This window comes from Ruegeria sp. THAF33 (assembly GCF_009363615.1).
Lineage (GTDB): Bacteria > Pseudomonadota > Alphaproteobacteria > Rhodobacterales > Rhodobacteraceae > Ruegeria.
Genome location: NZ_CP045386.1, coordinates 119,907 through 143,336 on the forward strand (window position 1 = coordinate 119,907; position 23,430 = coordinate 143,336).

A 23,430-nucleotide genomic window follows, 5' to 3' on the forward strand; every position below is an offset into this window, starting at 1 on the left:
CAGTGCGCTTCTGACAAACTTCTGGTGAGATTGATGAGAGGCAGAAGCGATGAGAGAAGTTCCCGCGCCATTTGATGGGCTGGCCTATGACGGACATCTCGTCTGGGATCGATTCACTCGTGTATTTCATTGGGGGCTGGTAGCGTGCGTTTCCACCGCGTTGGTGTCTGGGTTCCTGCTGGACGCATCTTGGATTCGCCTACACCTGGTTTCCGGTTCCCTTGCCATTGCATTGGTTACTGCCAGAACTGTCTGGGGATTTACCGGCCCTACCTACGCGCGGTTTTCGCAGTTCTTACCAAGCTACCGGCAGGTTATCAGCCATCTGAGGGCCGGAGCGGCTCATGCGCGCCACATCGGGCACAATCCACTTGCTGCCTTGATGGTCTTTGTATTGCTTACCCTGATCGTCGGGCTTGGTTTGACAGGTGTCGCCAGCTTGGGCAGCGGTCTAAAATCAGGGCCGATGGCTGCCTCTTTGCCAGCATCACAGGGCCACATCTGGAGCAAAATTCACGAGTTGGCCGCTTTCGCGCTGTTGAGCTTCATTGCCCTGCATATCGGCGGTGTCGTTCTGGAAAGCCGCCGCAGCCGAGAGAACCTGGCCAGGTCGATGATAACCGGGCGCAAGGAGATGCGCGCCGGGGATTTGACTGCGCCGCCACGGCCTGCGCAGCGGGCGCTTGCCGCCCTTTTCATCTCGGGTCTTGTCATCATCGCCACCGGCGCGATCAACAGGATGTCACAAAGCCCACTGCCGCTCCCGCCGGTTGGGAGTATGGCACTGGTCTACAGCGATGAATGCGCCGCCTGCCACATGGCTTATCACCCGTCCCTGCGTCCTGCCGCATCCTGGCAATTGATGATGGACAAGCTGGACAGTCATTTCGGTGAGGACGCCACTCTGCCAAAGGAGACCGGTGACGAGATTACCGTTTGGCTGGTCAAGCACTCCGCGGAAACTGTGGACAGCAAGCCCGCGACCCTCTGGACGGGTTTGCAAGAAACCCTGCCGGTTGCCCTACCGAACACAGACATCTGGCAACGTCTTCACGGGTCGCTCGCCGATGGCACATTCACCCGCCGCACCATCCATAGCCGCTCGAACTGTTTCGCTTGTCACAGGGATGCCGAGAGCGGCTGGTTCAGCCCTTTTCAGATTTCCGTTCCGAAGGAGCCTAAGCAATGAAACCAGTTCTTGTTCTTTCCGCCATCCTGTTGTCCCAGCCTGTCTTGGCGCAAGACACTTCCCCGCAGGCCTTGGTCGATCAATACAGTGCCGAGGCGGGTGCTGCCCCATCACCGAAAAACGGACGGGCGCTGTTCACGGCCAACCATGCAAGCGGAAAACCCCATACGCCCTCCTGCGTCACCTGTCATTCGGCAGACCCTACAAAAGGCGGTCAGGCCCGCACCGGAAAGCCGATCGACCCCCTGGTTCCGCGCGTGAATTCAGAACGGTTCACCGACATGAAATTTGTCGAAAAATGGTTTGGGCGAAACTGCAACTCTGTTCTCGGCCGCGACTGCAGCGCGCAGGAAAAAGCCGACATCATTTCTTGGTTCATGAGCCTCTGAGGAAAGGACACCACCATGAAACGAATTCTTGCTGTAGCTGCAATAGCTCTGATTTCGGCGCCGGTTCTTGCCAGCGAAGGTGAGTTTATGCGGCCCGTAACTCACGCCGCAACCAAGGCCGAATGCAGCGAATGCCACATGGCCTATCCGGCAGGATTCCTGCCCAGCCGGTCGTGGACAAAGATCATGACCACGCTTGATGACCATTTTGGCGAAAACGCCATGCTGGACGACGCAACTCGCACAGAGATCGAGGCTTACCTGACCCAGAATGCCGCCGACGTCGGAGGGCGTTCGTCCAGCCTCCTCTACCGGATTGCGCCAGAGGATACGCCTCTGCGGATTTCCGAAATGCCCTGGTTCCGCTCGGAACATGACGGCGAGGTCTCGTCCCGAAAACTCCAGAAAGCAGGTTCCATGTCGAACTGCGCCGCATGTCATCGCGGCGCTGATCGAGGGATATTCGAGGACTGACAAACGAGCTTGGCGGGCATTTGCCTTTGGACAGAGTTAACCGCGCCGTCACCCAATTTTGACCCGCGTGTCGGTGACGAACTCGTAGGGGGGCAGATCGAGGTTGCGGGGCGCCGGGCCTTTCCGAATTCTGCCCGACGTGTCGTAATGTGAACCGTGACACGGACAGAACCAACCGTCCCAGTCTCCGGTGGGTTCGCTGCCGCCCTGCCCGAGTGGTATGCATCCCAGATGGGTGCAAACGCCAATAACTACCAGCCATTCCGGTCGCTGTACGCGCTCGGCGTCAGGTTGCGGGTCGATCATTGGTGCATCGTCTTCTGCTATCGCCAGCGCGATCCGCTCTTTAGTCCGGTGGTCTATAAAGATCGGCTTGCCTTTCCATTTGACAGTGATCCTCGTTCCTGGTCCGACACCTTCAAGATCTATGTCGACAACGGCTTGGGCGGAGATGTCTGCACTGGGGTTCATGCTGTTAACAAGTGGCCAGACCGCAGCACCCGTGGCCACTATGGCTGCACTGCCGGTGACATAATACAAGAAATCGCGCCGAGATTCGGGCTCTGAAGGTACCTTTCTTTCAGAAAAATCAGACATTTTGTTCCTCCCGTGCGTCAGTACCGGGCTCATCGAATGATAGGACTCGGACGAGGTGGATCAGTCGCCCTGGTCCTCTTCTTCTTCATCGCGATGCCCCATTCCCTATTCATCAGAGTGATCTTCGTCGGTGTCACCGTGCGAAGCCATTACAGGCAGTGCACCGGCCGTCAGGGGCAGTGCAATTGCGGCTATCCGTATTGGAGCTGCTAACATGGCAATTTCCCTTCCTTCTTGGATTACGTATTTGCTCTGCTCAGTTGGCCGTTCCTACTCCTTGTTGCGCAGTGTTCTTGCCGCAAAGCCGCCAGCTATACAGGGCGCCGTTCTCAGTGTTTGCCGTGGCTGCGATGCATTAAGAAATGCATGCCCACGCAGACCAGCAAGAACAGCAACGGAGAACTGAGCAAAGGATAGAGTGTCTCGCGGTATTCCCAGCCCAGAACAGCGGCGCCCAACGCGATCGCAATGACAACCGGGAGCCAATTACGCTTGGCACCGTTGGCCGTCTGATCTTCGGTTTTGGGCGCTTCGGGCGTTTCGTCAGAGCTGACCCTTTCGGTCGTCTCCTGTGTGGCGCGAGTTTCGTCGAAATTTGATTGGGTCATAGCTGATTTGCCTCCTTTTCGATGATCCATTGTTTGAGAAAGATGCGCTCGTAGGCGAAGACCAAGCCGATGCCAGCAACGGCATATACCACGATCATCGGGTCGGAGCGCAGCTTGAGTATTGTGAACGCGGTCAGGACTACGCAGTCCAGCGCCAGGGCAGTTAACAAGACCCAACCCCGAGCGTTGATCTGACTGCGCAGCCGGTGCCAAACGCCCCAATGCACGGCCATATCCATCACCAGATAAAAGAAAGCACCAAGCGAGGCGATGCGCGACAGGTCGAACAACACCGCGAGCAGACCCGCAATCACGACCGTGTAGATCAGCGTGTGAGACTGGATGCTGCCCGTCATGCCGAAATGGCTGTGCGGGATCATTTTCATGTCGGTCAGCATTGCCAGCATCCGTGATACGGCGAACACACTGGCAATCAGTCCTGAGGCGGTGGCAACCATCGCCAGCGCAACGGTCAGGTAGAAACCACCCTGCCCCAAGACTGGTCGGGCGGCTTCTGCCAAGGCATAGTCCTGTGCGGCACGGATCTGGTCGGGTGGCAGGCTGGCACCCACGGCGAAGGCGACCAACAGATAGATCACTGCGCAGATCGCGATCGAGATCATGATGGTGCGCCCGACATTGCGGTGTGGGTCGACGATCTCGGCACCGCTATTAGTGATTGTGGTAAATCCCTTGAACGCAAGGATCGAAAGAGCCACGGACGCGATGAAACCCAGCGGCCCGGCGGGGGCGGTGCCTTGCGCCTGCCAGTCGCCGCCCGCAGCCCACAGCGCGGCAACGCCAAACACTGCGATCCCACCGATCTTGAGCACAGACATGACAATGGACCACAACCCCACCGAGCGGTTCCCCGACCGGTTGACCGCGTAGGCGAAGACGATCAGCGAAACCGCGACCATCGGCACCAACGGCCCATCTTCGATGTTGAATGGGCGGAGCGCGTAGGTTGCGAATGTGCGTGCCACGAGGCTTTCGTTGATCACCATCGACAGCGCCATCAACAATGAAGCCGCGGCCGCTACAGCACCCGGTCCATATGCTTTTGTCAGGATCATCGCGATCCCGCCCGAAGACGGCCAGGCGTTGGACATGGCAATATAGGTGTAGGCGCTGAAAACCGTCACGACGGCTCCGACTACGAAAGACAGCGGAAACCATGGCCCAGCGAGCCCAGCGATCTGGCCTGTCAGAGCAAATATCCCCGCACCGATCATGACACCGGTGCCCATAGCGACCGCACCCGTCAGCGATATCGAACCTGATTTCAAGTTGCCTACGCCCTCGTGCGTCATATGCTTGTGCGCGCTCAAACCTTCGCCCCCCTCAGGCGTAGCGCATTCAACACCACTGAAATCGACGAAGCGCTCATGGCGAAGGCGGCGAACATAGGGCTGATCAAGATGCCGAAGAGCGGAAACAGAAGGCCTGCCGCCACCGGAACGCCCGAGGCGTTGTAGATCAGGGCAAAGAATAGGTTTTGCCGGATATTGCGCATGGTAGCGCGGGCCAGCCTACGGGCGCGCACGATGCCATCGAGGCTTCCGTTGACCAGCGTGAAGCCTGCACTTTCGATCGCCACGTCGGCACCGGTCCCCATGGCGATGCCCACATCGGACTGCGCTAACGCGGGTGCGTCGTTCACTCCGTCACCCGCCATGGCGACCTTGGCGCCTTTCTCCTGCAGTTCGCGAATTATGCGGGCTTTGTCCTCGGGTAGAACGTCGGCTCGAATCTCATCGATACCCAGACGTTCGGCCACCGCCTTTGCAGTGCGTTCGTTGTCGCCAGTCGCCATGATGATTCGGAAACCCAGCTCGTGCAGCGCCTTGAGTGCGGCTGGTGTTGTTTCCTTGACCGGGTCGGCGACGCTGACCAACCCCGCCACTGAACCATCAAGCATCACGAACATCACCGTTTCGCCGTCATCCCGACGCGCATTGGCCTTGGCCGTCAGTTCGGCCGCCTCGAGTCCGAGATCGGTGACCAGTTTCAGGTTGCCGAGCGCGACGGGGCGGCCATCCACCGTGCCTTTCACGCCTTTACCAGTCACCGCCTCGAAGTCACTGGCGTCGGACAGGGCCACGCCACGTTCCTCGGCTCCTGTGACGATTGCCTCAGCTAACGGGTGCTCCGAGCCCTTCTCCAGCGTTGCGGCCAGCCGCAGCACCTCGACTTCGTCATGGCCAGGTTCGGGTAATACAGCCACAAGCTTTGGCTTGCCCATGGTCAGGGTGCCGGTTTTGTCGACGATCAAAGTATCGATCTTCTCGAACCGCTCCAGCGCTTCGGCATTTTTGATCAGCACTCCGGCCTGCGCCCCGCGCCCTGTGGCCGTCATGATTGACATCGGAGTGGCCAGGCCAAGCGCGCACGGGCAAGCTATGATCAGTACCGACACCGCTGCGATCAAGGCGTAGGAGAGCGCCGGAGCCGGTCCCCAAATTGCCCATGCAAAAAAGGCCAGCGCAGCTATACCTATGACCGCCGGTACAAACCAGCCCGCCACTTTGTCAGCGTATTTCTGAATTGGTGCGCGCGAGCGTTGCGCGTTGGCCACCATTTCGACAATCTGGGACAGCATTGTGTCAGAGCCCACTCGGGTTGCTTCGATCACAAGGCTACCGGTGCCGTTGATTGTCGCCCCTGTGACCGGCTCTCCCTGTACCTTCTCAACCGGAACCGGCTCGCCAGAGATCATGCTTTCATCAACAGATGAGCGCCCTTCGAGCACTACTCCGTCTACTGGCACCTTGTCGCCGGGGCGTACACGAAGGCGGTCGCCTACCTGTACTTCTTCAAGCGGGATTTCCTCCTCACTACTGTCAGGGCGGATAATACGGGCGGTCTTTGCGGCCATGTCCAGCAAAGCGCGGATCGCCTTCCCTGTGCCTTCGCGGGCCCGCAGTTCCATAACCTGTCCGAGCAGAACAAGTGTAACGATAACTGCGGCCGCTTCGAAATAGACCCCAACATGGCCTTCTGAATCTCGAAAACCGTCCGGGAATATGTGGGGCATCAATACGGCGACAACGCTGAAAAGCCACGCGGCCGAAACCCCCATGGCAATCAACGAGAACATATTCAGATGCATAGTGCGAAACGAATTCCAACCCCGTTCCAGAAATGGCCAACCGCACCAAAGAACGACCGGAGTGCCAAGTATCAGTTCAATCCATAGGGTTGTACGCTCACCAAAAATCTCTCGCACGCCAGACAGCCCAACGTAGGGGCCCATCGTGAAAACCAAAAGCGGCAGCGTCAGAACCGCACCTACCCATAGGCGCCGGGTGAAATCCACCAGTTCCGGGTTCGGCCCCTCGTCCGCCATCGCTGCGCTTTCCAGCTCCAACCCCATGCCGCAGAGTGGGCAGGACCCGGGATGGGTTTGCCGCACCTGAGGATGCATCGGGCAGGTATAAACGGGTCCGTCATAGCCTGTCGGAACGATGTCATATTCATCGCCGATGGCTCCCGCGGATACGTCGCTGTGACGCGCGTGTTTGTCGTCGGCGCTCTCAGGTACAAGATGCATTCCGCATTTGGGACAGTCGCCCGGCCCAGATTGACGCACGTCAGAATGCATGGGGCAGACGTAAGCGACCTCGGTCGGGCCGTTCGCGTGGATTCCGATGTCGTGGTCTTCTGTCATGTTCTGCTCCCTGGTTTGAGCTTTGGTCGAAGAGCCGTTGAGTTACGTAATGCCGGGCACAGTCCTTCAGGGCAGAACAACCATCTGGTGGCCCTCACCCAGTATCGGCACTTCGGTAATAGCCGTCAGGCTGACCTGATCGACGATCCAGACCTTCGGTTCGGTTCGGCTTGATACCATCACCTTGCTTGAGTTCGGTATGGTCGTCAGGTGATAAGGTGCCGGTGACAGGTTGGTCGAGCGCTGCTTGCCCGTCGCAAGATCAATCGACAACAACCGGTCGGTGCCTTTGGCGGCCACGAACAGTACGCCCTCGCGGTCGGACAGGCCGATCCCGTGCAACTCGCCTCCAATGTCATAGGTTTCGGAGACAGAACCGCTGGCAAGATCTACGCGGAAGGCCTTGCCACCATCACTGTCGGCTACGAAGGCGGCGCTGCCGGTGGCGTTAAGTACAAGATGCTCAGGGCCTTCGCCGACGGGGATGTTGCGTACGACGAAGCCTTTGACGACATCCACTTCGCTAAGTGTACCATTGCCGGTATTGGTGACATAGACCCTGTCGCCGTCAGGCGCGAATACCGCATAGTTGGGCATTGGCCCAGTTGCTACGAAACCAAGGAAGCTGAGCTTATCGAGATCGACGATCGAAATACCGTCACCGCCCGGATGGGTCGCCACCGCGAACTGCCCGTCGGGCGACACCGCAGTGTGATGCACCGCACCTGGAACCTCGATCTGGCGGACGACCTCGTGTGTTTCCGCATCAAGGATCGTCAGCAGGCTCCGCCCCTTGTCTTTGGGCAACGCGGTGACATCGCGCTTGGCGTGGTGCGCGGCGTGTTCATCCTCGGACATACCTTCGGGTTTTGGTGGCGTTGTGGCCTCGGTTTCTGCGTAGCTGCCCGCGACCAGGTACTTAAAGCCGGGCGCGCCGGCCAGCCCATGGACCGCCACGAGCCTCGGCAGCCGCTCGACGGTCTTGCCGGTTTCGGAGTCGATCACCAGAACCGAGTCCGCGCTGCCTTCGGGAATGAACACGGTTGCCGCCAGCGTGAGCGAAGGCGCAGTCAAAGCTGCGACGGACAGGCCTGCGGCCAGATTGAACAGGGTCATTTAGGTTTCCTTTCGTCAACTGAAACGCGCACATTGGCGGGCACGTGCAGAAAAATCCGGTAGATGACGGCCATCAGGAAGGGCGTCAAAAGCAGGGTCAGAGCGATGGCCTTCATGGCTTTGTCCTTTCAATCAGTTGAGTTTTGTGCGAGCCGCAAAGACATTGAACAGTCCGCCGAACAGCAACGCGGCGTACCAGCCGTAGAGAAACGCCCATAACAGTCCCAACAGGAATGAGGGCAGGCTGAGCCAAGTCATTCCGGGCATCAGGCCGATCCAAGCCCGGTACATGGCAAAACTTGGAAAGATCAGGTCAAAGGCCACGCACAGCAGGTAGGTTGCGGCCAGAAACAGGCTGAGCGCCCAGCCAAGGGTTGTCACCGGAACACCGGGATGATGTTCTTGTGTCCCCATCACACAGGGGCCACAGGTCAGGCGCAACAGTGCGAATAGCACCACGCCCGTGACGAAAAAGTACAGAATGGTAAGCATGGTAAGTGTCCTGAACTGAGTTGGGCCGCAATCAACGGCTTGGGGCAGACCCCGGAGCGATTCCGGAGCCATTGCCGGTCACGTTCAGGACAGGTTTGGCGGATGTGGTAGTGGTGCGACCGGCAGGCTTGCGCGTGGCCGGAACCGTTCTGGCGCCACGGGCGTAGCAATACGCATCGAGAGCAATTCAGGTGCTGCCATAACTGCCATCGCATAACAGCCCGGGTGCACTGAGCAGTCTAATTCTTCTGATGGATGAGACGCGGGATACCCACCGCTGTCATCGATAACGAGCTCGGCCTGGGTAGCGGCCTTCGCGATGTCATGCCCGGCATGGGACGGCACAACAGAGATCAGCATCGAAACCACCAACGCACAGATCAACAGGACCTGCAGCCGGCCCATGGCTCGGGCCGTCCGTGTCGCAGTTGATATCCATTGTGCGCGGATCACTTAGGGTTTCCTCCATTCTCCAACAGTTTAGGACCGCTTGGATCGGTCGCATTGATCTGGCTCAATTCGTGGTCTGAAGAGCCAACGGGCATCTTGCGTTTCCAAGCCAACCAAATAAGTGGCGCCCCCGTCAACAGCCCAATCCCGATAACCGCAAGGCTGGTGCCGCCTGTCGCGGTTTCGGTAATCTGGCTGCCCAGATGGGCCAAAACGAAACTGGCCGGCAAGAGTCCAGCCAAGGTGGCCAGTGCGAACCGCCAAAATTGAAGTCGGGTCAGACCGGCGGCGTAGCTGAGCATGTCGAAAGAAACGAAAGGCATCAGGCGGCTGGTGAACACGGTCAACATCAGGGCATTCTGCGATCCAAGCAACCCTATGTCCAGCTTGTCGCCGAACCACCGGCGCAGCGCGTCGCGCCCCAACCAACGGGCTATCAGGAACGCCAGCAGCGCCCCCAACTCCGCCCCGATAGCAACCAATGCGGTTCCCAGCCCATGCCCATATGCCACCCCGGCAGCGACAGCGATCGGAGCGCTGGGGATTGGGCTGGCAACCACTGCGGCTGTCATGAAGCCGATGATGACAATGGGTCCGAACGGGCCGGCCCAATCCACCCACGCAGTAATGACTTCGCGCGATAGTCCTGCGCCCAACGCGCCCGACAGCCACAACCAGATGGTGGCGATCAGCAACGCGATCAAAACCGCGATGAAAACCAAACGGCTATTGCTGTGCAGGCCCTCCAGCTTTCGTTCCTCCTATGACATAGCCCTCCACCCCTAAACGGGAGTGATGGATTCCGAGGTCACTTAGCGATGTATTTGACCAGTGCCACGATCGCCAGAACGATCAACACTGCGATCAGCAACATCCAGATCATGCCAAACCCCATTCCAGCGCCATAGCCCATCATCGCTTTGTTCCTCAGTGGTTTGTGCCGAGTGCGATGACCCGGCTACACGGTTGCGTTTCAGTTGTTGGTTTCAGAAGCCTTTGTCACAGGTTTCGAGGACTTCATGCCGTGTTTCGGCGACATCGTCTTCGCGCCTTTCTCGATTTCCCCTGTGGTCACCGCGCCATCGCCATTGGCATCCAGATGCTGAAAACGGTCCACCATGGTTTCGCGGATCATCCCGGAATGCAGCGCTTCGAACTCATCAATCGACAGGTTGCCATCTCCATTGACGTCATGCGCCTGCATCCGGGCCTTCAGACCTTCGGCGATCTCAGATTCGCTCGGGCGACCGTCCTCGTCCATGTCCATAACCGCCAGCCAGTTGCCGCCCATCATACCCTTGCCATGCATACCACCCATCATCTGGCCATGCATTTTCATCATCATTTGCATCATGCCTGCGTGATCGCCCATCATGCCGCCGGGCGCACCCTGCATCATGCCGCCCTGATGGCCCTGCATCTGCGCGCTGCTGCCATGCTGACCGGCGGCAAGCGCGGGCAGCGCCATCAAAGTCGCGGCAATGGCTCCAGCGGCCAGCGTGAAGGTACGTTTCATGACTTTCACCTCTCGGGTTTTTGTTTCTACACAAAGCATATGGCCGCCCTCGGTCGCGCCACCACCCCCCTGCTCAACCCGGTTTGTATCGTTGTGTCGCAGCCCGCCCAACTGATACAAAGGGATACAAAAAAGCCGGGATTTGTACCGCGCCGGGGCATATGATTGCGCCATGACCGAAGCACCACATATCTTGATTGTCGACGACCACCGCGAAATCCGTGATGCTGTCAGCCGCTATCTGGAAAAGAATGGGTTGCGCGCCAGTACCGCGCGCGACGCAACCGAGATGGACGCGCGACTGGCGGCCGGTCGGATTGATCTTATCGTACTCGACATCATGATGCCGGGCGAAAACGGATTGTCGGTCTGTCGCCGCCTGTCCGCGGCCGGTGGCCCGCCGATCCTGATGCTGACAGCCCTCAGCGATGACACCGACCGTATCGTGGGTTTAGAGATCGGCGCCGATGACTACCTGCCCAAACCATTCAACCCACGTGAATTGCTGGCCCGGATCAAGGCGATCCTGCGGCGTTCCGAAACCACCGCCCCCCCGGCTGGCGATCTGAGCGGCAAACGGATCGCCTTTGGAAGCTGGGTTCTGGATGTCGACAGTCGCACCTTGATATCCGCCGAAGGGGCCGAAGAAAGTCTGACCACCGCCGATGTCCGGCTGCTGGCCGTATTCCTGCAGCGGCCCCGCAAACTCCTGTCACGCGACGAACTTCTGGACTTGACCGCCGGCCGCAGCCCGCACTTGTTCGACCGTACGATCGACAACCAGGTCAGCCGCCTGCGTCGCAAGATCGAAGCCGACCCAACGCGGCCGAAGCTCATCACCACGGTAAGGGGTGGCGGTTATTGTCTGTCGACCGACGTGAGCGAGCTTACGGGATGAAAGCCTTTGCCCAAAGTCTGCGCGGTCAGCTTATCCTTTTGATCATCGCCGCGCTGGCTGCCGCGCAACTGGTCAGCCTGTGGCTGTTCGTCGACGAGCGCTCAATGGCAGTGCACATGGCCCTTGGCCTGGAAACCGCCGGACGCGCCGCAAACATCGCGCGGCTGATTGAAGAAGCTCCACCCGAGATGCACGACGCGATCCTGCGGGCGGCAAGTTCTCCACTGGTGCGTTTCAGCCTTACAGATACGCCCGCAGTCGATCACACCGGACATAGCGCTGGTGGGACGGTCGAAAACACAATCCGCAGAATTCTGCCAGGCTATGAAAACCGTCCCATCCGGGTAGAGTTGCATGAGTTCTCTCCCGATATGCTGCCGGTCCAAGGTGTTCCGTCCACAATGGCTGAAATGCACATGGCAATGATGCGTGATCACGTTTCCGCAATTGAAATGCAGCTGTCGATCGCTCTGACGACCGATCAATGGCTCAACGTGGATACCCGGTTCCATAACCCTCCTCTGCAATGGCCTTTGCAGTCCTTCGTCAGCTTCGGTTTCACTGCAACTTTAATTCTTGGAGCAGCCATTTGGTTTCTACTGACACGGCTGACCGGCCCGTTGCGCCGCCTGTCACTGGCTGCAGACCAGTTTGGTCGCGGTGAAGACGTCCAGGAACTGACGGTTTCTGGTCCGACCGAGGTGCGAGATTTGACGCAGGCGTTCAACCATATGCGTGACAGGTTGACTCGCTATGTTGCCGATCGGACCAGACTATTGGGGGCGCTGGGTCACGATTTGCGGTCGCCTCTGACGGGATTGCGGGTTCGCGCCGAACTGGTGGAGGAAGAGGAGACCCGTGACCATCTGATCGAGACCATCGAGGAAATGCAGGAAATGGTGGACTCCACCCTGTCATTTGCCAAGGGCGTAGCCACACGCGAACCTTCCAGTACCGTCCCAATTGGTGAATTCGTAACCAAAACGACCGAAGACATTGTGCAAGCCGGCAACGTGGTTGAGGTATCGGTAGCAGACAATCCGGCCGTCACGCTTCGGCCGATGCTGATGAAGCGAGCTCTGCGCAATATCATTGAAAACGCCTGCCGGTATGGTGCCCGGGCTGACATCTCGGTCATGCAAGAGGGGAATGAGGCAAAAATATTGATCCAGGATCAGGGGCCCGGCATCCCCGAGCATATGCTCGATGCGGTATTCGACCCATTCGTGCGGCTTGAAACATCCCGCTCGCGAGAGACTGGCGGAACCGGCTTGGGGCTGTCGATCGCACGTACGATCATCCAGTCGCACGGTGGCACGATAGAATTGCTAAACGGGGAAACTGGCGGCTTGTGCGCTAAGGTGGTTCTGCCAGTTTTTGAGGGCCAAACGTAACTTGTGAACACAATCGGCATGCCCCGAAAGCTTATTGGAAGCGTACCGCTTTGGGCCAGTTTCAGGTGTGGGCTCAAACGCAGCGGCGGAGAACACTGAACTGGAAAGACTGACTTTCCCCCCAAGGGGTTTGGTGCAGGTGATGGCGATGCGCGACGAGTTCAAAGTGTTCCTCAAAAAGCACGGCGATATCGCTCGGACTATAGCGGGCGACAGGGAGACCACTGCAAGTCTCCGGCCCATCAAGTGCAAACGTAGCAATGATCACATGGCCGCCAATTTTTACCCCTTTCTTCACGCTTTCCAGATAGGCCGCGCGTTGCGATGTATCCACGAGAAAGTGAAAAACCGCCCTATCATGCCAGACGTCATATCTGCGATAGGGGACCCAAGAAGTTATATCTGCAGAAATCCAAGTGACTGTTTCAGCGGCGCGCCCCAACCTTTCCCGGGCCGTGTCCAACGCGACCTGCGATAGATCGAGAACTGTCACGTCATGGAGCCCCTTCGCAAGCAACGCTCCAGCAAGACGAGATGTACCTCCACCAATGTCGATGACGGATGAAGGCTTAGACACTCTGATCAACTCGATGAGTTCAAGCGATATCTCTGGATCATCCTCGTGCCAACTCAATTGGGTGTCAAACTTCTCGCCATAGACATCGTCCCAGTGCTCTCTTGTGTTAGCTGTCATGTCGTATCGTTTTCCCAAGTCGTCGCCCTGGAGATATCCTCATTTTGACCGCTCCGCGCTGCGTTTTCGACTGAAGCAAAAACCAACAAGGCAACGCCCCAGACAATTCGACGCTGGTCCGTTGAATGGCCGCGTGAAGTCATCTCTGCGACAATGTAGTACACACATTCCAATTGTGAAATGTTTTATGTGGGATTTGCTTGTCGGTCAGACTTCCACTGGGCTGCGCAAGCAACTCCAGAATTTAGCGCAATTTTAACTGCAGTGGCGCGGGGCGGAGATACCGAAGCGTTGGCAGTTTGTGTACTGCTTGCCTGGATTGCTCTGTTCCTTCAGAACAGCCGGAAGATTTTCTGAGCTTTGGAGCTTCAATCAGTCAACGAATTGCTTATAGCGCCTTTAACCGACAATGGACTGATAACTTATGAGCAGAGCCACAGATCGTTAAAATACGATTTGGTTCTTGAGTGGCTCCTACTCCATTTCTCTTAGTTCATAGAATTTCCTACGGTCCTTGAAACGGCGAACAATCACATCATTGGTGAATAGCTGCCGCATCAACAGACTCAGTTTTTCATGATTGCGCCGATCGCATACATACCACCATCGCTTTTGACCAACATCAGTGTGACTTCGTCACCGGCGCTAATCTCACCCATCATCTGGGCATTCTCAAGAAGCTGCAAATCCATCGTCATCGCGGGCCACCCGATCTCGGGGATCGGATCATGGCTGACGTTGGCGGTTTCGTCGCCAATTGAGTTCACCAAAGCTTTTGCGTGAACCGCCCCTTCCATCTGTTCGGACGACATGGACATGTTGGAATGGTCCATGTCGTGGTTCGTTTGCGCGAAGCTGGTTGTCGTAGACACGGCCAATAGGGCCACAATAGCAGTCAAAGTTCTCATCAGATGCTCCTGTTTCAAGGTTGTGAGTATTATTCTGCCGGAAGCGCAGGGGGCACTTCCTGGATCGTGTGGGAGATCTCTCGGTTCACGCGATTGAGCGCGAGCCGTTTCCAAATCACGAATATTGCGGGAATGACGAAAAGCGTAAGAAGGGTCGCCGTCACCATGCCCCCAATCATCGGCGCAGCGATCCGCTGCATGATTTCAGAGCCTGTACCGGTGCCGTACATGATGGGTATCAATGCTGCAAAGATCGTGGCTACAGTCATTACCTTCGGCCGAACCCGAAGAACGGCTCCTTCGAACACCGCGTCTTCGATATCGTCACGTGTAAGCTTTCGCTGTTCCGACTGCGCCAGCCCTCGACGTTTCTCCCAAGCAAGATTGAGGTACAGCAACATAACAATCGCTGTTTCCACGGCAACTCCCGCCAGAGCGATGAAGCCCACGAGCACAGCAATTGAGATATCGAAGTTAAGATACCACAGGAACCAAACCCCACCTGCCAATGCGACCGGGAGCGCCGCAAGAATTATCCCGACCTCAATCACCCGATTGAACGCCAAGAAAAGCATGAGCGTGATGATTAGCAGGGTTGCAGGGGCAACGATCGTCAGCCTGTCCTGCATTCTCTCAATGTACTCATACTGCCCCGACCAGGTCAGCGAATAACCCAGAGGCAGGTTGACCTTTTCTGCAACCACCTCTTGTGCTTCGGCCACATAGCCGCCCAGGTCGCGCCCTGCGATGTCGATAAACACGAACCCAGTTCGTCGAGCGTTCTCTGATCGTATCATTCCCGGCCCGTCAACTATTCGAATATCGGCGAGAGCGGACAGTGGCACATGAGCACCCGACGGTGTGACGACAGGAAGATTTTCGAGCCGTTCCGGGCTGTCTCGCCATGCTTGAGGGTACCGTAGGTTTATCGGAAACCTCTCCAGCCCCTCCACAGATTCCGACACTTGCATACCGCCAATTGCGGTCTGAACTACGTCCTGAACTTCTCGAACACTCATCATGTATCGGGAGGCGGCATCTCGTTTGACGTCGATTTCGATGAAACGCCCGCCAACAGGTCGCTCTGCGTAGGCGGAAGCCGTTCCATCAATATCAGCGACCGCACGCTCTACTTCGATCCCGATTTCTGTAATGACCTCCAAGTCGGTGCCGGATATTTTGACACCGACAGGAGTACGGATACCTGTCGCAAGCATATCGATGCGGTTCTTGATAGGTTGGATCCAAACATTTGTAACGCCCGGAACCTGAACGACACGATCGAGCTCATTTCGGATTTTCTCCATTGTCATGCCCGGTCGCCATTCTTTTTCCGGCTTGAGTTGGATAGTTGTCTCCACCATTGTCAGTGGTGCCGGATCGGTTGCAGTCTCCGCACGCCCAACTTTACCGTGAACAGTTTCGACTTCAGGCACGGTCGCGATCAGGCGGTTGGTCTGCTGCAGTACCTCACGGGCTTTCCCCGTCGAGATCCCGGGGTAGAAGCTCGGCATGTAGAGAAAATCGCCTTCGTTCAACTCGGGCATGAATTCAGAACCAATTCTCTGGTAGGGGTACCACATGGACGCCACCAGAACGCCGGCCAACAGTGTTGTTGCCCATGGCCAGGCAATTGCCGCGTCCAGAAATGGGCGATACACGAACACGACCAAGCGATTTAGCGGATTTTTTCGCTCCGGTAGAATACGCCCCCTTACAAAGTAACCCATCAAGACCGGAACCAGCGTTATCGAAAGGATGGCCGCAGCTGCCATGGCGTAGGTCTTGGTATAAGCGAGAGGCGAGAAGAGCCTACCTTCCTGATTTTCCAGAACGAAAACAGGCAAAAAACTAACCGTGATAATCGCCAGAGAATAAAAAAGGGCTGGTCCCACCTCAGAAGCGCACTCTTGCACAATCCGCCATCTGTTCTCTGCTGTAAGCTTTTCTTTTTCCAACCGCCTGTGCATCGCCTCGATCATTACAATCGATGCGTCGACCATCGCACCAATAGCGATGGCTATGCCGCCGAGCGACATGATGTTTGCGTTTACTCCTTGAGCCTTCATCAGAATAAATGCGGCAAAGATTCCCAGCGGGAGCGACAGAAGAATCACGAGGGATGACCGCAGATGAAGTAGAAAAGCCGCGCACACAAGAACAACGACGATGAATTCCTGCGTCAGTTTCTTCTCGAGGGTATCGATAGCGCGCTCAATCACTCCAGATCGGTCGTAGGTCGTTATGATTTCGACCCCTTCCGGCAGGTTTGAACGCAACTCTTCTATGCGCGCTTCCACCGCTTTGATCGTCGCTAATGCGTTCCCACCCCATCGCAGGATGACCACTCCGCCAACCGCGTCTCCTTGCCCGTCGAGCTCCCCGACACCACGGCGCATTTCAGGCCCCAGGCGGATTTCAGCGACGTCTCCAAGCGTCAGAGCGGCGCCGCGCTCGTTGACCATCAATGGCGCGCTTGCAAGGTCTGACAATTCATCGATGTAGCCCGATGACCTGACCATGAATTCGGCTTCACCCATCTCAATGACGCTGCCGCCCGTCTCGCGGTTGGCCGCCTGAATAGCCGTCCTCAATTGTGCAAGTGTTATGTCATAGGCACGTAGTTTGTTTGGGTCGACGACGACCTGGTACTGTTTGACCATTCCGCCGATGGTGGCGACTTCTGAGACGCCTTCCACGGCTTGTAATTCGTATTTCAGAAACCAATCCTGCAGAGTCCTGAGCTGAGCCAGATCATGATTTCCGGTTCTGTCAACCAGCGCATACTGATAAATCCACCCGACCCCAGTCGCATCTGGGCCAAGTTGTGGTGACACGCCTTCAGGCAAGCTGCCGGTAATCTGGCCCAAATATTCGAGCACACGCGACCGAGCCCAGTAGAGGTCCGTCCCGTCCTCAAAGACGACATATACAAAGCTGTCTCCAAAGAACGAGAACCCGCGAACGTCTTTTGCACCGGGTACGGCCAATAGGGCTGTCGCAAGTGGATATGTGATTTGGTTTTCGACAACTTGAGGCGCTTGCCCGGGATATGGCGTGCGAACAATTACCTGGACATCCGAAAGATCTGGGATTGCATCAACCGGCGTCTCACGAATGGCCCAAATACCCGCAACTCCTATCATGAATGCGAGGGCCAAGATGACGAACCTGTTGGCGAGCGAAGAACGAATGATGGCCGTGATCACTGCGTAACACTCCCATCAAGCGCGACCTCTAACAGCGTCATCGAAAAGTCGGGATTGCGGCGAAGGATCAAAGAAACATCAATCCCTACAGGCAAGTTAGAAACCTCAATCCCCTCCGCAACCGGGAAATCCATGGTCATGCCCGGCATGCCGATCTCAGTCATCGGACCGTGTGTTACGTTCGCAGTACGCGCGTTCGGGTCGATACTGTTAATCCGGCCAGAAACCTGAAGCGGCGGCGCAATAGGCGTTGCCGCGGCCAAGATCATTGTCATGCCATCTGCACGCGCGAAAGTCAGAGTCATTTCAGAACCGACTTCGAGCATGTTTGGGTCCAATGTTGGCTCTATTGGGAAATCCATTGTCATGCCCGGCATCCCAATCTCAGTCATCAGCCCGTGAGTGATGGTTGCAGTTCCTGCCTCAGCATTAACGAGGTTGATCGTGCCGGTGACTACAATCGGTGGAGCAGAAGGCGTGATGGTTTCTTCGGGTTCAACTGAATCCGTCGGCGGCGAGCCCTGTTCGCGAACTGCCACAATCGAGAACATCCCCCCTTCTCCCTCTGCCAGATCAAACTCAATTGGCATGTCGATTGGCACGGTAGTGAGATCTACTCCCACAACAGGCAAATCCATTGTCATGGCGGGCCAACCGAGCTCGGGGATCGGTCCGTGCTCAAGCGTCAATTTGCCGTCTGAAGTGACGGCGCGCGCGATTCCGGCTCCAGTTCCGGCAATACCATCGTCTGGTGCAAGCTCCATCAGGCTCAGAAGCCCATCCGCACCCCGCGCGATCACGAAAGCAACCGCGTCGCCAGCATTCAAACGGTCGAGCGAAACACCAGACCTCACCGGAAACTGCGAAGTCATTGCGGGCCAATCAAGGCTTTCGAGAACGTCGTGACGAACAGTAGCCATACGATTTTGGGCATCGAGTGAAACCAGGGTACCTGCCCCGCGTGCTGGTTCGGTGTCCGTTGGTGTCATACGCGTGAAGCCGGCGCTCAAAGCACTTTCACTGTCGATTAGAAACTGTGCGGATGCGACAACTTCCTCGCCGGGTTCAAGCCCTTGTAGAACTTCTGTTCGTCCCCCCTCGCCGAAACTGTCTCGAAGACCTGTAGTCACCAGTCTCGGGCGAAAGGTACCATCGCCTGTTTTCAAGATGACGCGTTCCGCCGAACCAGTACGAATTAGCGCCTCTGATGGAACAGTGAGAACATTCCGGCTTTCATCCGGTATAAGGCTAACACTGCCAAACATGCCCGGCCGCAGCACGCCGTCGGTGTTATCGAAACTCAGTCTGACGGGAAGAGTTCGGGTTTGCGGATCAAGCTCAGGGTAAACATAGTCGATTTCGCCTTCGAAGGTGCGACCGGGTAGGTGCTCGAACCTTGCTATTGCGCGCATGTCTTCCGACAAACGTGCAATATCTCGTTCGAAAACATCGACGATCAGCCATACTTCGGAAAGATCGGTGACCGAAAACGCAAGCGTGCCTGGCTGCAGGTACATTCCATCGGCGGCGTTCAGCGCTATGACAACACCGTTTTGAGGCGCCTCAATTTCCACATTTCGAACCAACTCACCGCCCGCCTCGATCTCTGCAACCTGACGTGCGGACATACCGTGGCTGATCAACTTGTTGCGCGCCGCGTCCAAAATACGCGGGTCACCAGCTTCGACTGCGCGTACAAGATCGCCGGTTGCAGCTGCGATCAGCGGTGAAAAGAGTTCGAATAGAACTTGCCCCTTCTCAACGCGATCACCGACCGCGCGAACTTTCAGTTGCTCAATCCAACCTTCAACGCGTGTATGAACGTGATTGGTCAGGTGCTCGTCAAAGCCGACGAAACCCACCGTCTCGATACGAGGCTCGATATCCGTCATGCGTGCAACCGCGGTTCGCACGCCAATTGCGTTGATTTCTGCAGCGCTCAGGGTGACTTCTTCAGGGTCGCCGGTAGGTTCCTGCCCAGAATAAACCGGGATCAAGTCCATACCCATCGGCGATTTTCCAGGTCCAGGCTGCCGAAAATTCGGATCCATCGGAGCTACCCAATAAAGGACCTCTGGTTCGTTCGACTGGCCCTGATCAATTGGATTCAGGTACAGTCTTTCAAGAATGACACCTCCACCCAGGCCAAACGCCAAGGCAAGTACTGATAGTGCCGCATATCTTCCACGCATAATAATCTCCTGACGGTCGCAGTGCACGCTCGAACCGAAACAACATGAAAACCCGCGCTTGCGGGCCTGTGGATGTTAGGAGATTTGTGGAGGGCGATCGGGCGTCAGGGGCTCCTGAGACAGGCGGGTGTCCGAATCCATGTTTCGGTTTTGCTGCCCAAAAGCTGTAGCCAACACAGCAACACTCACTTGGGTTGGATACTCACCAACGCAGCAGATGCCGGAATGACATTCTCCGCTGTGATTTACGTGGCTATCCGTGTGGATTTGGCCAGTCGTCGGATGCAAACCGCTATGGTCGTGTTTGAAGTCTGATGACTTTGCAGCCATTGAAACGCCGTGAGGCTCAGAGGTGCTACTGTTTTTGACGTCAGTGCTCGCGACCACAACAGTGCCGACGAATGTCATCGCCAAGCAGACGCATGTCAGAAACGTCATTCGCAACACTGAGAAAAACTTCCACTCCATCCCGTGCAGTTAGGACGAACGTAACGTGTGTTCAAGCCAGTCGGAGAAAAAAACAGGTGAGTTGGTGCGCTGCATCGAAATGAAGCTGATTCCCGCGAATACACGTAACAAACTGCCAAAATTGGAGGCAGTTCATACGATGAGCGCATCTAAGTTTGGCCGAGGTTCTTCAGGATCGGGCAGTCAGGGCGGTGGTCGCCAGCACATTCGTCGATCAGATGAGACAGTGTAGCATGCATGGCCTTCAGGTCCGCGATCTTGGCATCTATCTCTTTTAGGTTCTGTTTGGCGATATCCTTCACGTCCGCGCTTGCGCGTTCTTTGTCCTCGTACAACGCCAGTAGTGAACGGCAATCCTCAATGGTAAAGCCCAAGGAACGGGCCCGCCCGATGAAGGCCAGTTTGTGCAATTCCTTTTCATCGAAATGACGATACCCATTCAGGCTGCGCCTGGGTTTGATGAATCCGATATCCTCGTAATAGCGGATGGTTTTGGCAGGCAAACCCGAACGTTCTGCTACATCTCCGATATTCACAGCGGTTCTCCTATTCTATTCAGCAGGCGCTGAACGCAGCGTCTGCTCGGTGTTCTGCGAGATCTGTTCTCGCCCAACTTTGATCGGCTTAACCCAGCGCAACCGCAGCGCGTTGGTCAGTACAAATACACTGGACAGAGCCATGGCACCTGCAGCCAGAACCGGCGACAGCAACGGGCCGCCAAACGGATAGAGCACCCCCGCTGCAACCGGTATGAGCAGCGTGTTATAGCTGAATGCCCAGAACAGGTTTTGGCGGATGTTGCGCATGGTGCGCTGACTAATATCGAAGGCGTTGACCACGCCTGTCAGGTCGCCTGACATCAGAACGACGTCAGCCGCCTCGATGGCGATGTCAGTGCCTGTCCCGATCGCTATTCCTACGTCAGCCGCCGCCAGAGCGGGGGCATCATTGATGCCATCACCCACAAAGGCCAGTTTTCCGCCATTTGAGCGCAGATCTTGCAACGCGGATACTTTACCCTCGGGCAGAACCTCGGCCACGACATGATCGATGCCAAGCTGCGCCGCGATGGATTTGGCTGTAGCGGTATTGTCGCCGGTAATCATCGCTACTTTCAGCCCCAGTCCGTGCAAAGCTTCAATTGCGTCTGGCGTGGTGGTCTTGATTGGGTCCGCCACAGCGATTACGGCCGCGATAACCCCGTCTACGGCAGCATAAAGTGGAGTCTTTCCGTTGATTGCCAGTTCAGCGCCCCGATCAGACAGCGCGCCCATTTCAACCCCTTCGCGACTCATCAGGCGGTCGGCCCCGATCAAGATTGTATGGCCTTCGACTGAAGCGCTTACCCCGTAACCGGTGAGCGACGTGAAGTCTTCTGGCTTCGAAAGCTCCAGACCACGGGTTTCAGCCGCGCGCACGATGGCCGTGGCGATCGGATGTTCGGATGTGACCTCAACGGCAGCCACAAGGCGCAGAACCTCATCCTCGGCCAATCCTTCGGCCACAATAAGGTCGGTCAGCTCCGGGCGCCCTTCGGTCAAGGTCCCTGTCTTGTCTACCGCAACAACAGTGGTTTCCTGCAGCATTTGCAAGGCGTCGCCCTTTCGGAAAAGGACACCCATCTCGGCCGCGCGGCCGGTGCCGACCATGATTGAGGTGGGTGTGGCCAACCCCATGGCGCAGGGGCAAGCAATGATCAGTACCGCAACCCCGGCTACCAACGCCAGGCTGAGCGCGGGATCGGGTCCGAACAACATCCAAACCAGCACAGTCACAACGGCCACAGCGATCACTACCGGCACGAACCACAGCGTGATGCGATCGACCAGGCCTTGAATCGGAAGCTTGGCCCCTTGGGCTTGTTCGACCATTTGAATGATCTGGGCCAACATAGTGTCTGCGCCGATCTTTTCAGCCCGGTACGTCAATGCGCCCGCGCCATTGACTGTTCCGCCGACCACAGTTGCGCCCTCGGTCTTTTCGGCAGGAACCGGCTCGCCGGTGATCATGCTTTCATCGACATATGACGCGCCGGTCACTACGGCACCATCCACCGCGATTTTTTCGCCCGGTCGAACGTGCACAATATCCCCTACATCGATCTGCTCGATCGGTAGCTCGACAACCGATCCGTCGCGCTCAACTCGCGCTGTTTTTGCCTGCAGACCGACCAATTTTCGGATCGCTTCACCAGTTCGCCCCTTGGCGCGCGCCTCGAGGAACCGCCCCAGCAATATGAGAACCACGATCACCGCTGCGGCCTCGTAGTAGACGTTTGCGGTGCCGGCGGGAAGAACACCCGGCGCAAAGGTGGAAACAAGCGAGAACCCATAGGCCGCCGAAGTGCCCAGGGCCACCAGAGAGTTCATGTCCGGCGCGCCTTTGAACAAGGAAGGGAATCCCTTGGTGTAGAACTGCAAACCAGGGCCAAAAAGAACGATCGTGGTCAGAAGGAATTGCAGGTAATAGCTGTTCTGGATGCCGATCGTGCTCGCTATCAGGTGGTGCATGCCCGGAATTACATGCGAGCCCATTTCAAGGATAAAGACCGGCAAAGCGAGCAAGGCGGCAAAGCTTGTTCGCCGGGCCAATTGGCGAATCTCTTTGGCTTTGCGGTCTTGTGGTTCGGTCTGCGTCGCGGATCGCAGACTCGCCGGATAGCCAGCAGTTGCCGCAAGCGCCGCGATGGCTTCGGGTGTTGTGACTCCCTCAGCATAACGTACAGTTGCACTTTCGGTTGCCAGATTGACCGACGCGGACAAGACGCCATCATCTGCTTGCAATGCCCGTTCAACGCGCCCCACGCACGATGCGCAGGACATGTTCTGAATATCCAGCGTTACCTCTTCCGTCCGTGCCGGATATCCGGCGCTGTTTAACGCATCAGCAATGGCCGCTTTATCGGCTGGATCATGGAAATCGACCTGAACGCTTTCGCTGGCGAGATTAACCGAAGCGGCATCTACCCCTGGCACATCTTTCAACGCGCGCTCGACGCGCCCTACGCAAGAAGCACAGCTCATACCCTGAACTTGAAACCGTGCATGTGAAATTTCAGTCATATTGTCACCACAAATGTTCTGCTGACGGGCAACATAAGGGTTCCAGCAAGTGGAAGGTCAAGGGATGGGGTTGACTTTCTTTTCCACTAATTTTGGCGATCCAA

At 56.9% G+C, this 23,430-nt stretch carries 20 protein-coding genes; 5 read left to right on the plus strand and 15 right to left on the minus strand.

Features of this window, described 5'->3' with window-relative positions; genetic code table 11:
* Positions 1–49 precede the first annotated feature (49 nt).
* The 3 genes from FIU92_RS21465 to FIU92_RS21475 are packed head-to-tail and all read left to right on the plus strand — an operon-like array spanning position 50 to position 2,052.
* Positions 50–1,189, plus strand: a complete 1,140-nt coding sequence (locus FIU92_RS21465; protein WP_152460759.1) for a cytochrome b/b6 domain-containing protein — start codon at positions 50–52, stop codon at positions 1,187–1,189.
* Positions 1,186–1,578 (plus strand): DUF1924 domain-containing protein, encoded by a 393-nt coding sequence (locus FIU92_RS21470; protein WP_152460760.1) that lies wholly within the window; start codon positions 1,186–1,188, stop codon positions 1,576–1,578. The genes FIU92_RS21465 and FIU92_RS21470 overlap by 4 nt, the downstream gene beginning before the upstream one ends.
* Before the next feature lie 15 nt (positions 1,579–1,593).
* Complete coding sequence (locus FIU92_RS21475) at positions 1,594–2,052, plus strand: diheme cytochrome c (RefSeq protein WP_152460761.1); 459 nt, start codon at positions 1,594–1,596, stop codon at positions 2,050–2,052.
* A 48-nt stretch (positions 2,053–2,100) separates the two neighbouring features.
* On the opposite strand, the gene petA is transcribed toward FIU92_RS21475, so the two are convergent.
* The 9 genes from petA to FIU92_RS21520 all read right to left on the minus strand — a co-directional run bounded on the left by petA (position 2,101) and on the right by FIU92_RS21520 (position 10,501).
* Positions 2,101–2,649, minus strand: a complete 549-nt coding sequence (gene petA / locus FIU92_RS21480) for a ubiquinol-cytochrome c reductase iron-sulfur subunit (protein ID WP_152460762.1) — start codon at positions 2,647–2,649, stop codon at positions 2,101–2,103.
* 329 nt (positions 2,650–2,978) lie between these two features.
* Entirely contained in the window at positions 2,979–3,257 is a 279-nt protein-coding gene (locus tag FIU92_RS21485; protein ID WP_172978562.1) for a DUF2933 domain-containing protein, read from the minus strand.
* Positions 3,254–4,570: an APC family permease gene (locus FIU92_RS21490; RefSeq protein WP_152460847.1), complete on the minus strand. Its 1,317-nt coding sequence runs from the start codon at positions 4,568–4,570 to the stop codon at positions 3,254–3,256. Before FIU92_RS21490 ends, FIU92_RS21485 begins: the two co-directional genes overlap by 4 nt.
* A 14-nt stretch (positions 4,571–4,584) precedes the next feature.
* Positions 4,585–6,861 carry a copper-translocating P-type ATPase gene (locus FIU92_RS21495; RefSeq protein ID WP_172978571.1) on the minus strand — a complete coding sequence of 759 codons (2,277 nt, stop codon included), beginning with the start codon at positions 6,859–6,861 and terminating at the stop codon, positions 4,585–4,587.
* 132 nt (positions 6,862–6,993) lie between these two features.
* Positions 6,994–8,043, minus strand: a complete 1,050-nt coding sequence (locus FIU92_RS21500; protein WP_152460764.1) for a YncE family protein — start codon at positions 8,041–8,043, stop codon at positions 6,994–6,996.
* A gap of 132 nt (positions 8,044–8,175) precedes the next feature.
* Entirely contained in the window at positions 8,176–8,535 is a 360-nt protein-coding gene (locus tag FIU92_RS21505; RefSeq protein ID WP_152460765.1) for a hypothetical protein, read from the minus strand.
* Between the two features lie 84 nt (positions 8,536–8,619).
* Entirely contained in the window at positions 8,620–8,940 is a 321-nt protein-coding gene (locus FIU92_RS21510; protein WP_050605704.1) for a hypothetical protein, read from the minus strand.
* A 44-nt stretch (positions 8,941–8,984) separates the two neighbouring features.
* A complete protein-coding gene (locus FIU92_RS21515; protein ID WP_371419770.1) occupies positions 8,985–9,707 on the minus strand; it encodes a TVP38/TMEM64 family protein in 723 nt (240 codons plus the stop codon).
* Between the two features lie 251 nt (positions 9,708–9,958).
* The gene (locus FIU92_RS21520; protein WP_172978563.1) at positions 9,959–10,501 is read right to left on the minus strand and encodes a calcium-binding protein; all 543 of its coding nucleotides are present in this window, start codon (positions 10,499–10,501) and stop codon (positions 9,959–9,961) included.
* A 172-nt stretch (positions 10,502–10,673) separates the two neighbouring features.
* Here FIU92_RS21520 and FIU92_RS21525 point away from each other — a divergent pair, with 172 nt between their 5' ends.
* Both FIU92_RS21525 and FIU92_RS21530 read left to right on the plus strand, forming a co-directional pair.
* Complete coding sequence (locus tag FIU92_RS21525; protein ID WP_152460767.1) at positions 10,674–11,399, plus strand: response regulator; 726 nt, start codon at positions 10,674–10,676, stop codon at positions 11,397–11,399.
* Positions 11,396–12,793: an ATP-binding protein gene (locus FIU92_RS21530; protein WP_152460768.1), complete on the plus strand. Its 1,398-nt coding sequence runs from the start codon at positions 11,396–11,398 to the stop codon at positions 12,791–12,793. Before FIU92_RS21525 ends, FIU92_RS21530 begins: the two co-directional genes overlap by 4 nt.
* Before the next feature lie 73 nt (positions 12,794–12,866).
* On the opposite strand, the gene FIU92_RS21535 is transcribed toward FIU92_RS21530, so the two are convergent.
* From FIU92_RS21535 to FIU92_RS21560, 6 genes are all read right to left on the minus strand, one after another.
* Positions 12,867–13,487 carry a trans-aconitate 2-methyltransferase gene (locus FIU92_RS21535; protein WP_152460769.1) on the minus strand — a complete coding sequence of 207 codons (621 nt, stop codon included), beginning with the start codon at positions 13,485–13,487 and terminating at the stop codon, positions 12,867–12,869.
* 566 nt (positions 13,488–14,053) lie between these two features.
* Positions 14,054–14,395: a copper-binding protein gene (locus FIU92_RS21540; protein ID WP_050605745.1), complete on the minus strand. Its 342-nt coding sequence runs from the start codon at positions 14,393–14,395 to the stop codon at positions 14,054–14,056.
* Between the two features lie 29 nt (positions 14,396–14,424).
* Positions 14,425–17,604 (minus strand): efflux RND transporter permease subunit, encoded by a 3,180-nt coding sequence (locus FIU92_RS21545; RefSeq protein ID WP_152460770.1) that lies wholly within the window; start codon positions 17,602–17,604, stop codon positions 14,425–14,427.
* Entirely contained in the window at positions 17,601–19,796 is a 2,196-nt protein-coding gene (locus FIU92_RS21550; RefSeq protein WP_152460771.1) for an efflux RND transporter periplasmic adaptor subunit, read from the minus strand. Before FIU92_RS21550 ends, FIU92_RS21545 begins: the two co-directional genes overlap by 4 nt.
* Positions 19,797–20,413: 617 nt before the next feature.
* Complete coding sequence (gene cueR, locus FIU92_RS21555) at positions 20,414–20,800, minus strand: Cu(I)-responsive transcriptional regulator (protein WP_152460772.1); 387 nt, start codon at positions 20,798–20,800, stop codon at positions 20,414–20,416.
* A gap of 15 nt (positions 20,801–20,815) precedes the next feature.
* A complete protein-coding gene (locus tag FIU92_RS21560) occupies positions 20,816–23,326 on the minus strand; it encodes a heavy metal translocating P-type ATPase (protein WP_152460773.1) in 2,511 nt (836 codons plus the stop codon).
* Positions 23,327–23,430 lie beyond the last annotated feature (104 nt).

Bases quoted from the DNA above. Each gene is read 5' to 3' on its own strand.
- FIU92_RS21490 (WP_152460847.1), bottom strand. From the start codon at position 4,570: ATGACGCACGAGGGCGTAGGCAACTTGAAATCAGGTTCGATATCGCTG.
- FIU92_RS21550 (WP_152460771.1), bottom strand. From the start codon at position 19,796: ATGCGTGGAAGATATGCGGCACTATCAGTACTTGCCTTGGCGTTTGGC.
- FIU92_RS21530 (WP_152460768.1), top strand. From the start codon at position 11,396: ATGAAAGCCTTTGCCCAAAGTCTGCGCGGTCAGCTTATCCTTTTGATC.
- FIU92_RS21510 (WP_050605704.1), bottom strand. From the start codon at position 8,940: ATGGGCCGGCTGCAGGTCCTGTTGATCTGTGCGTTGGTGGTTTCGATG.
- FIU92_RS21520 (WP_172978563.1), bottom strand. From the start codon at position 10,501: ATGAAACGTACCTTCACGCTGGCCGCTGGAGCCATTGCCGCGACTTTG.
- FIU92_RS21470 (WP_152460760.1), top strand. From the start codon at position 1,186: ATGAAACCAGTTCTTGTTCTTTCCGCCATCCTGTTGTCCCAGCCTGTC.
- FIU92_RS21475 (WP_152460761.1), top strand. From the start codon at position 1,594: ATGAAACGAATTCTTGCTGTAGCTGCAATAGCTCTGATTTCGGCGCCG.
- FIU92_RS21495 (WP_172978571.1), bottom strand. From the start codon at position 6,861: ATGCATTCTGACGTGCGTCAATCTGGGCCGGGCGACTGTCCCAAATGC.
- FIU92_RS21485 (WP_172978562.1), bottom strand. From the start codon at position 3,257: ATGACCCAATCAAATTTCGACGAAACTCGCGCCACACAGGAGACGACC.
- FIU92_RS21505 (WP_152460765.1), bottom strand. From the start codon at position 8,535: ATGCTTACCATTCTGTACTTTTTCGTCACGGGCGTGGTGCTATTCGCA.
- FIU92_RS21500 (WP_152460764.1), bottom strand. From the start codon at position 8,043: ATGACCCTGTTCAATCTGGCCGCAGGCCTGTCCGTCGCAGCTTTGACT.
- FIU92_RS21525 (WP_152460767.1), top strand. From the start codon at position 10,674: ATGACCGAAGCACCACATATCTTGATTGTCGACGACCACCGCGAAATC.
- FIU92_RS21540 (WP_050605745.1), bottom strand. From the start codon at position 14,395: ATGAGAACTTTGACTGCTATTGTGGCCCTATTGGCCGTGTCTACGACA.
- FIU92_RS21535 (WP_152460769.1), bottom strand. From the start codon at position 13,487: ATGACAGCTAACACAAGAGAGCACTGGGACGATGTCTATGGCGAGAAG.
- petA (WP_152460762.1), bottom strand. From the start codon at position 2,649: ATGTCTGATTTTTCTGAAAGAAAGGTACCTTCAGAGCCCGAATCTCGG.
- FIU92_RS21560 (WP_152460773.1), bottom strand. From the start codon at position 23,326: ATGACTGAAATTTCACATGCACGGTTTCAAGTTCAGGGTATGAGCTGT.
- FIU92_RS21465 (WP_152460759.1), top strand. From the start codon at position 50: ATGAGAGAAGTTCCCGCGCCATTTGATGGGCTGGCCTATGACGGACAT.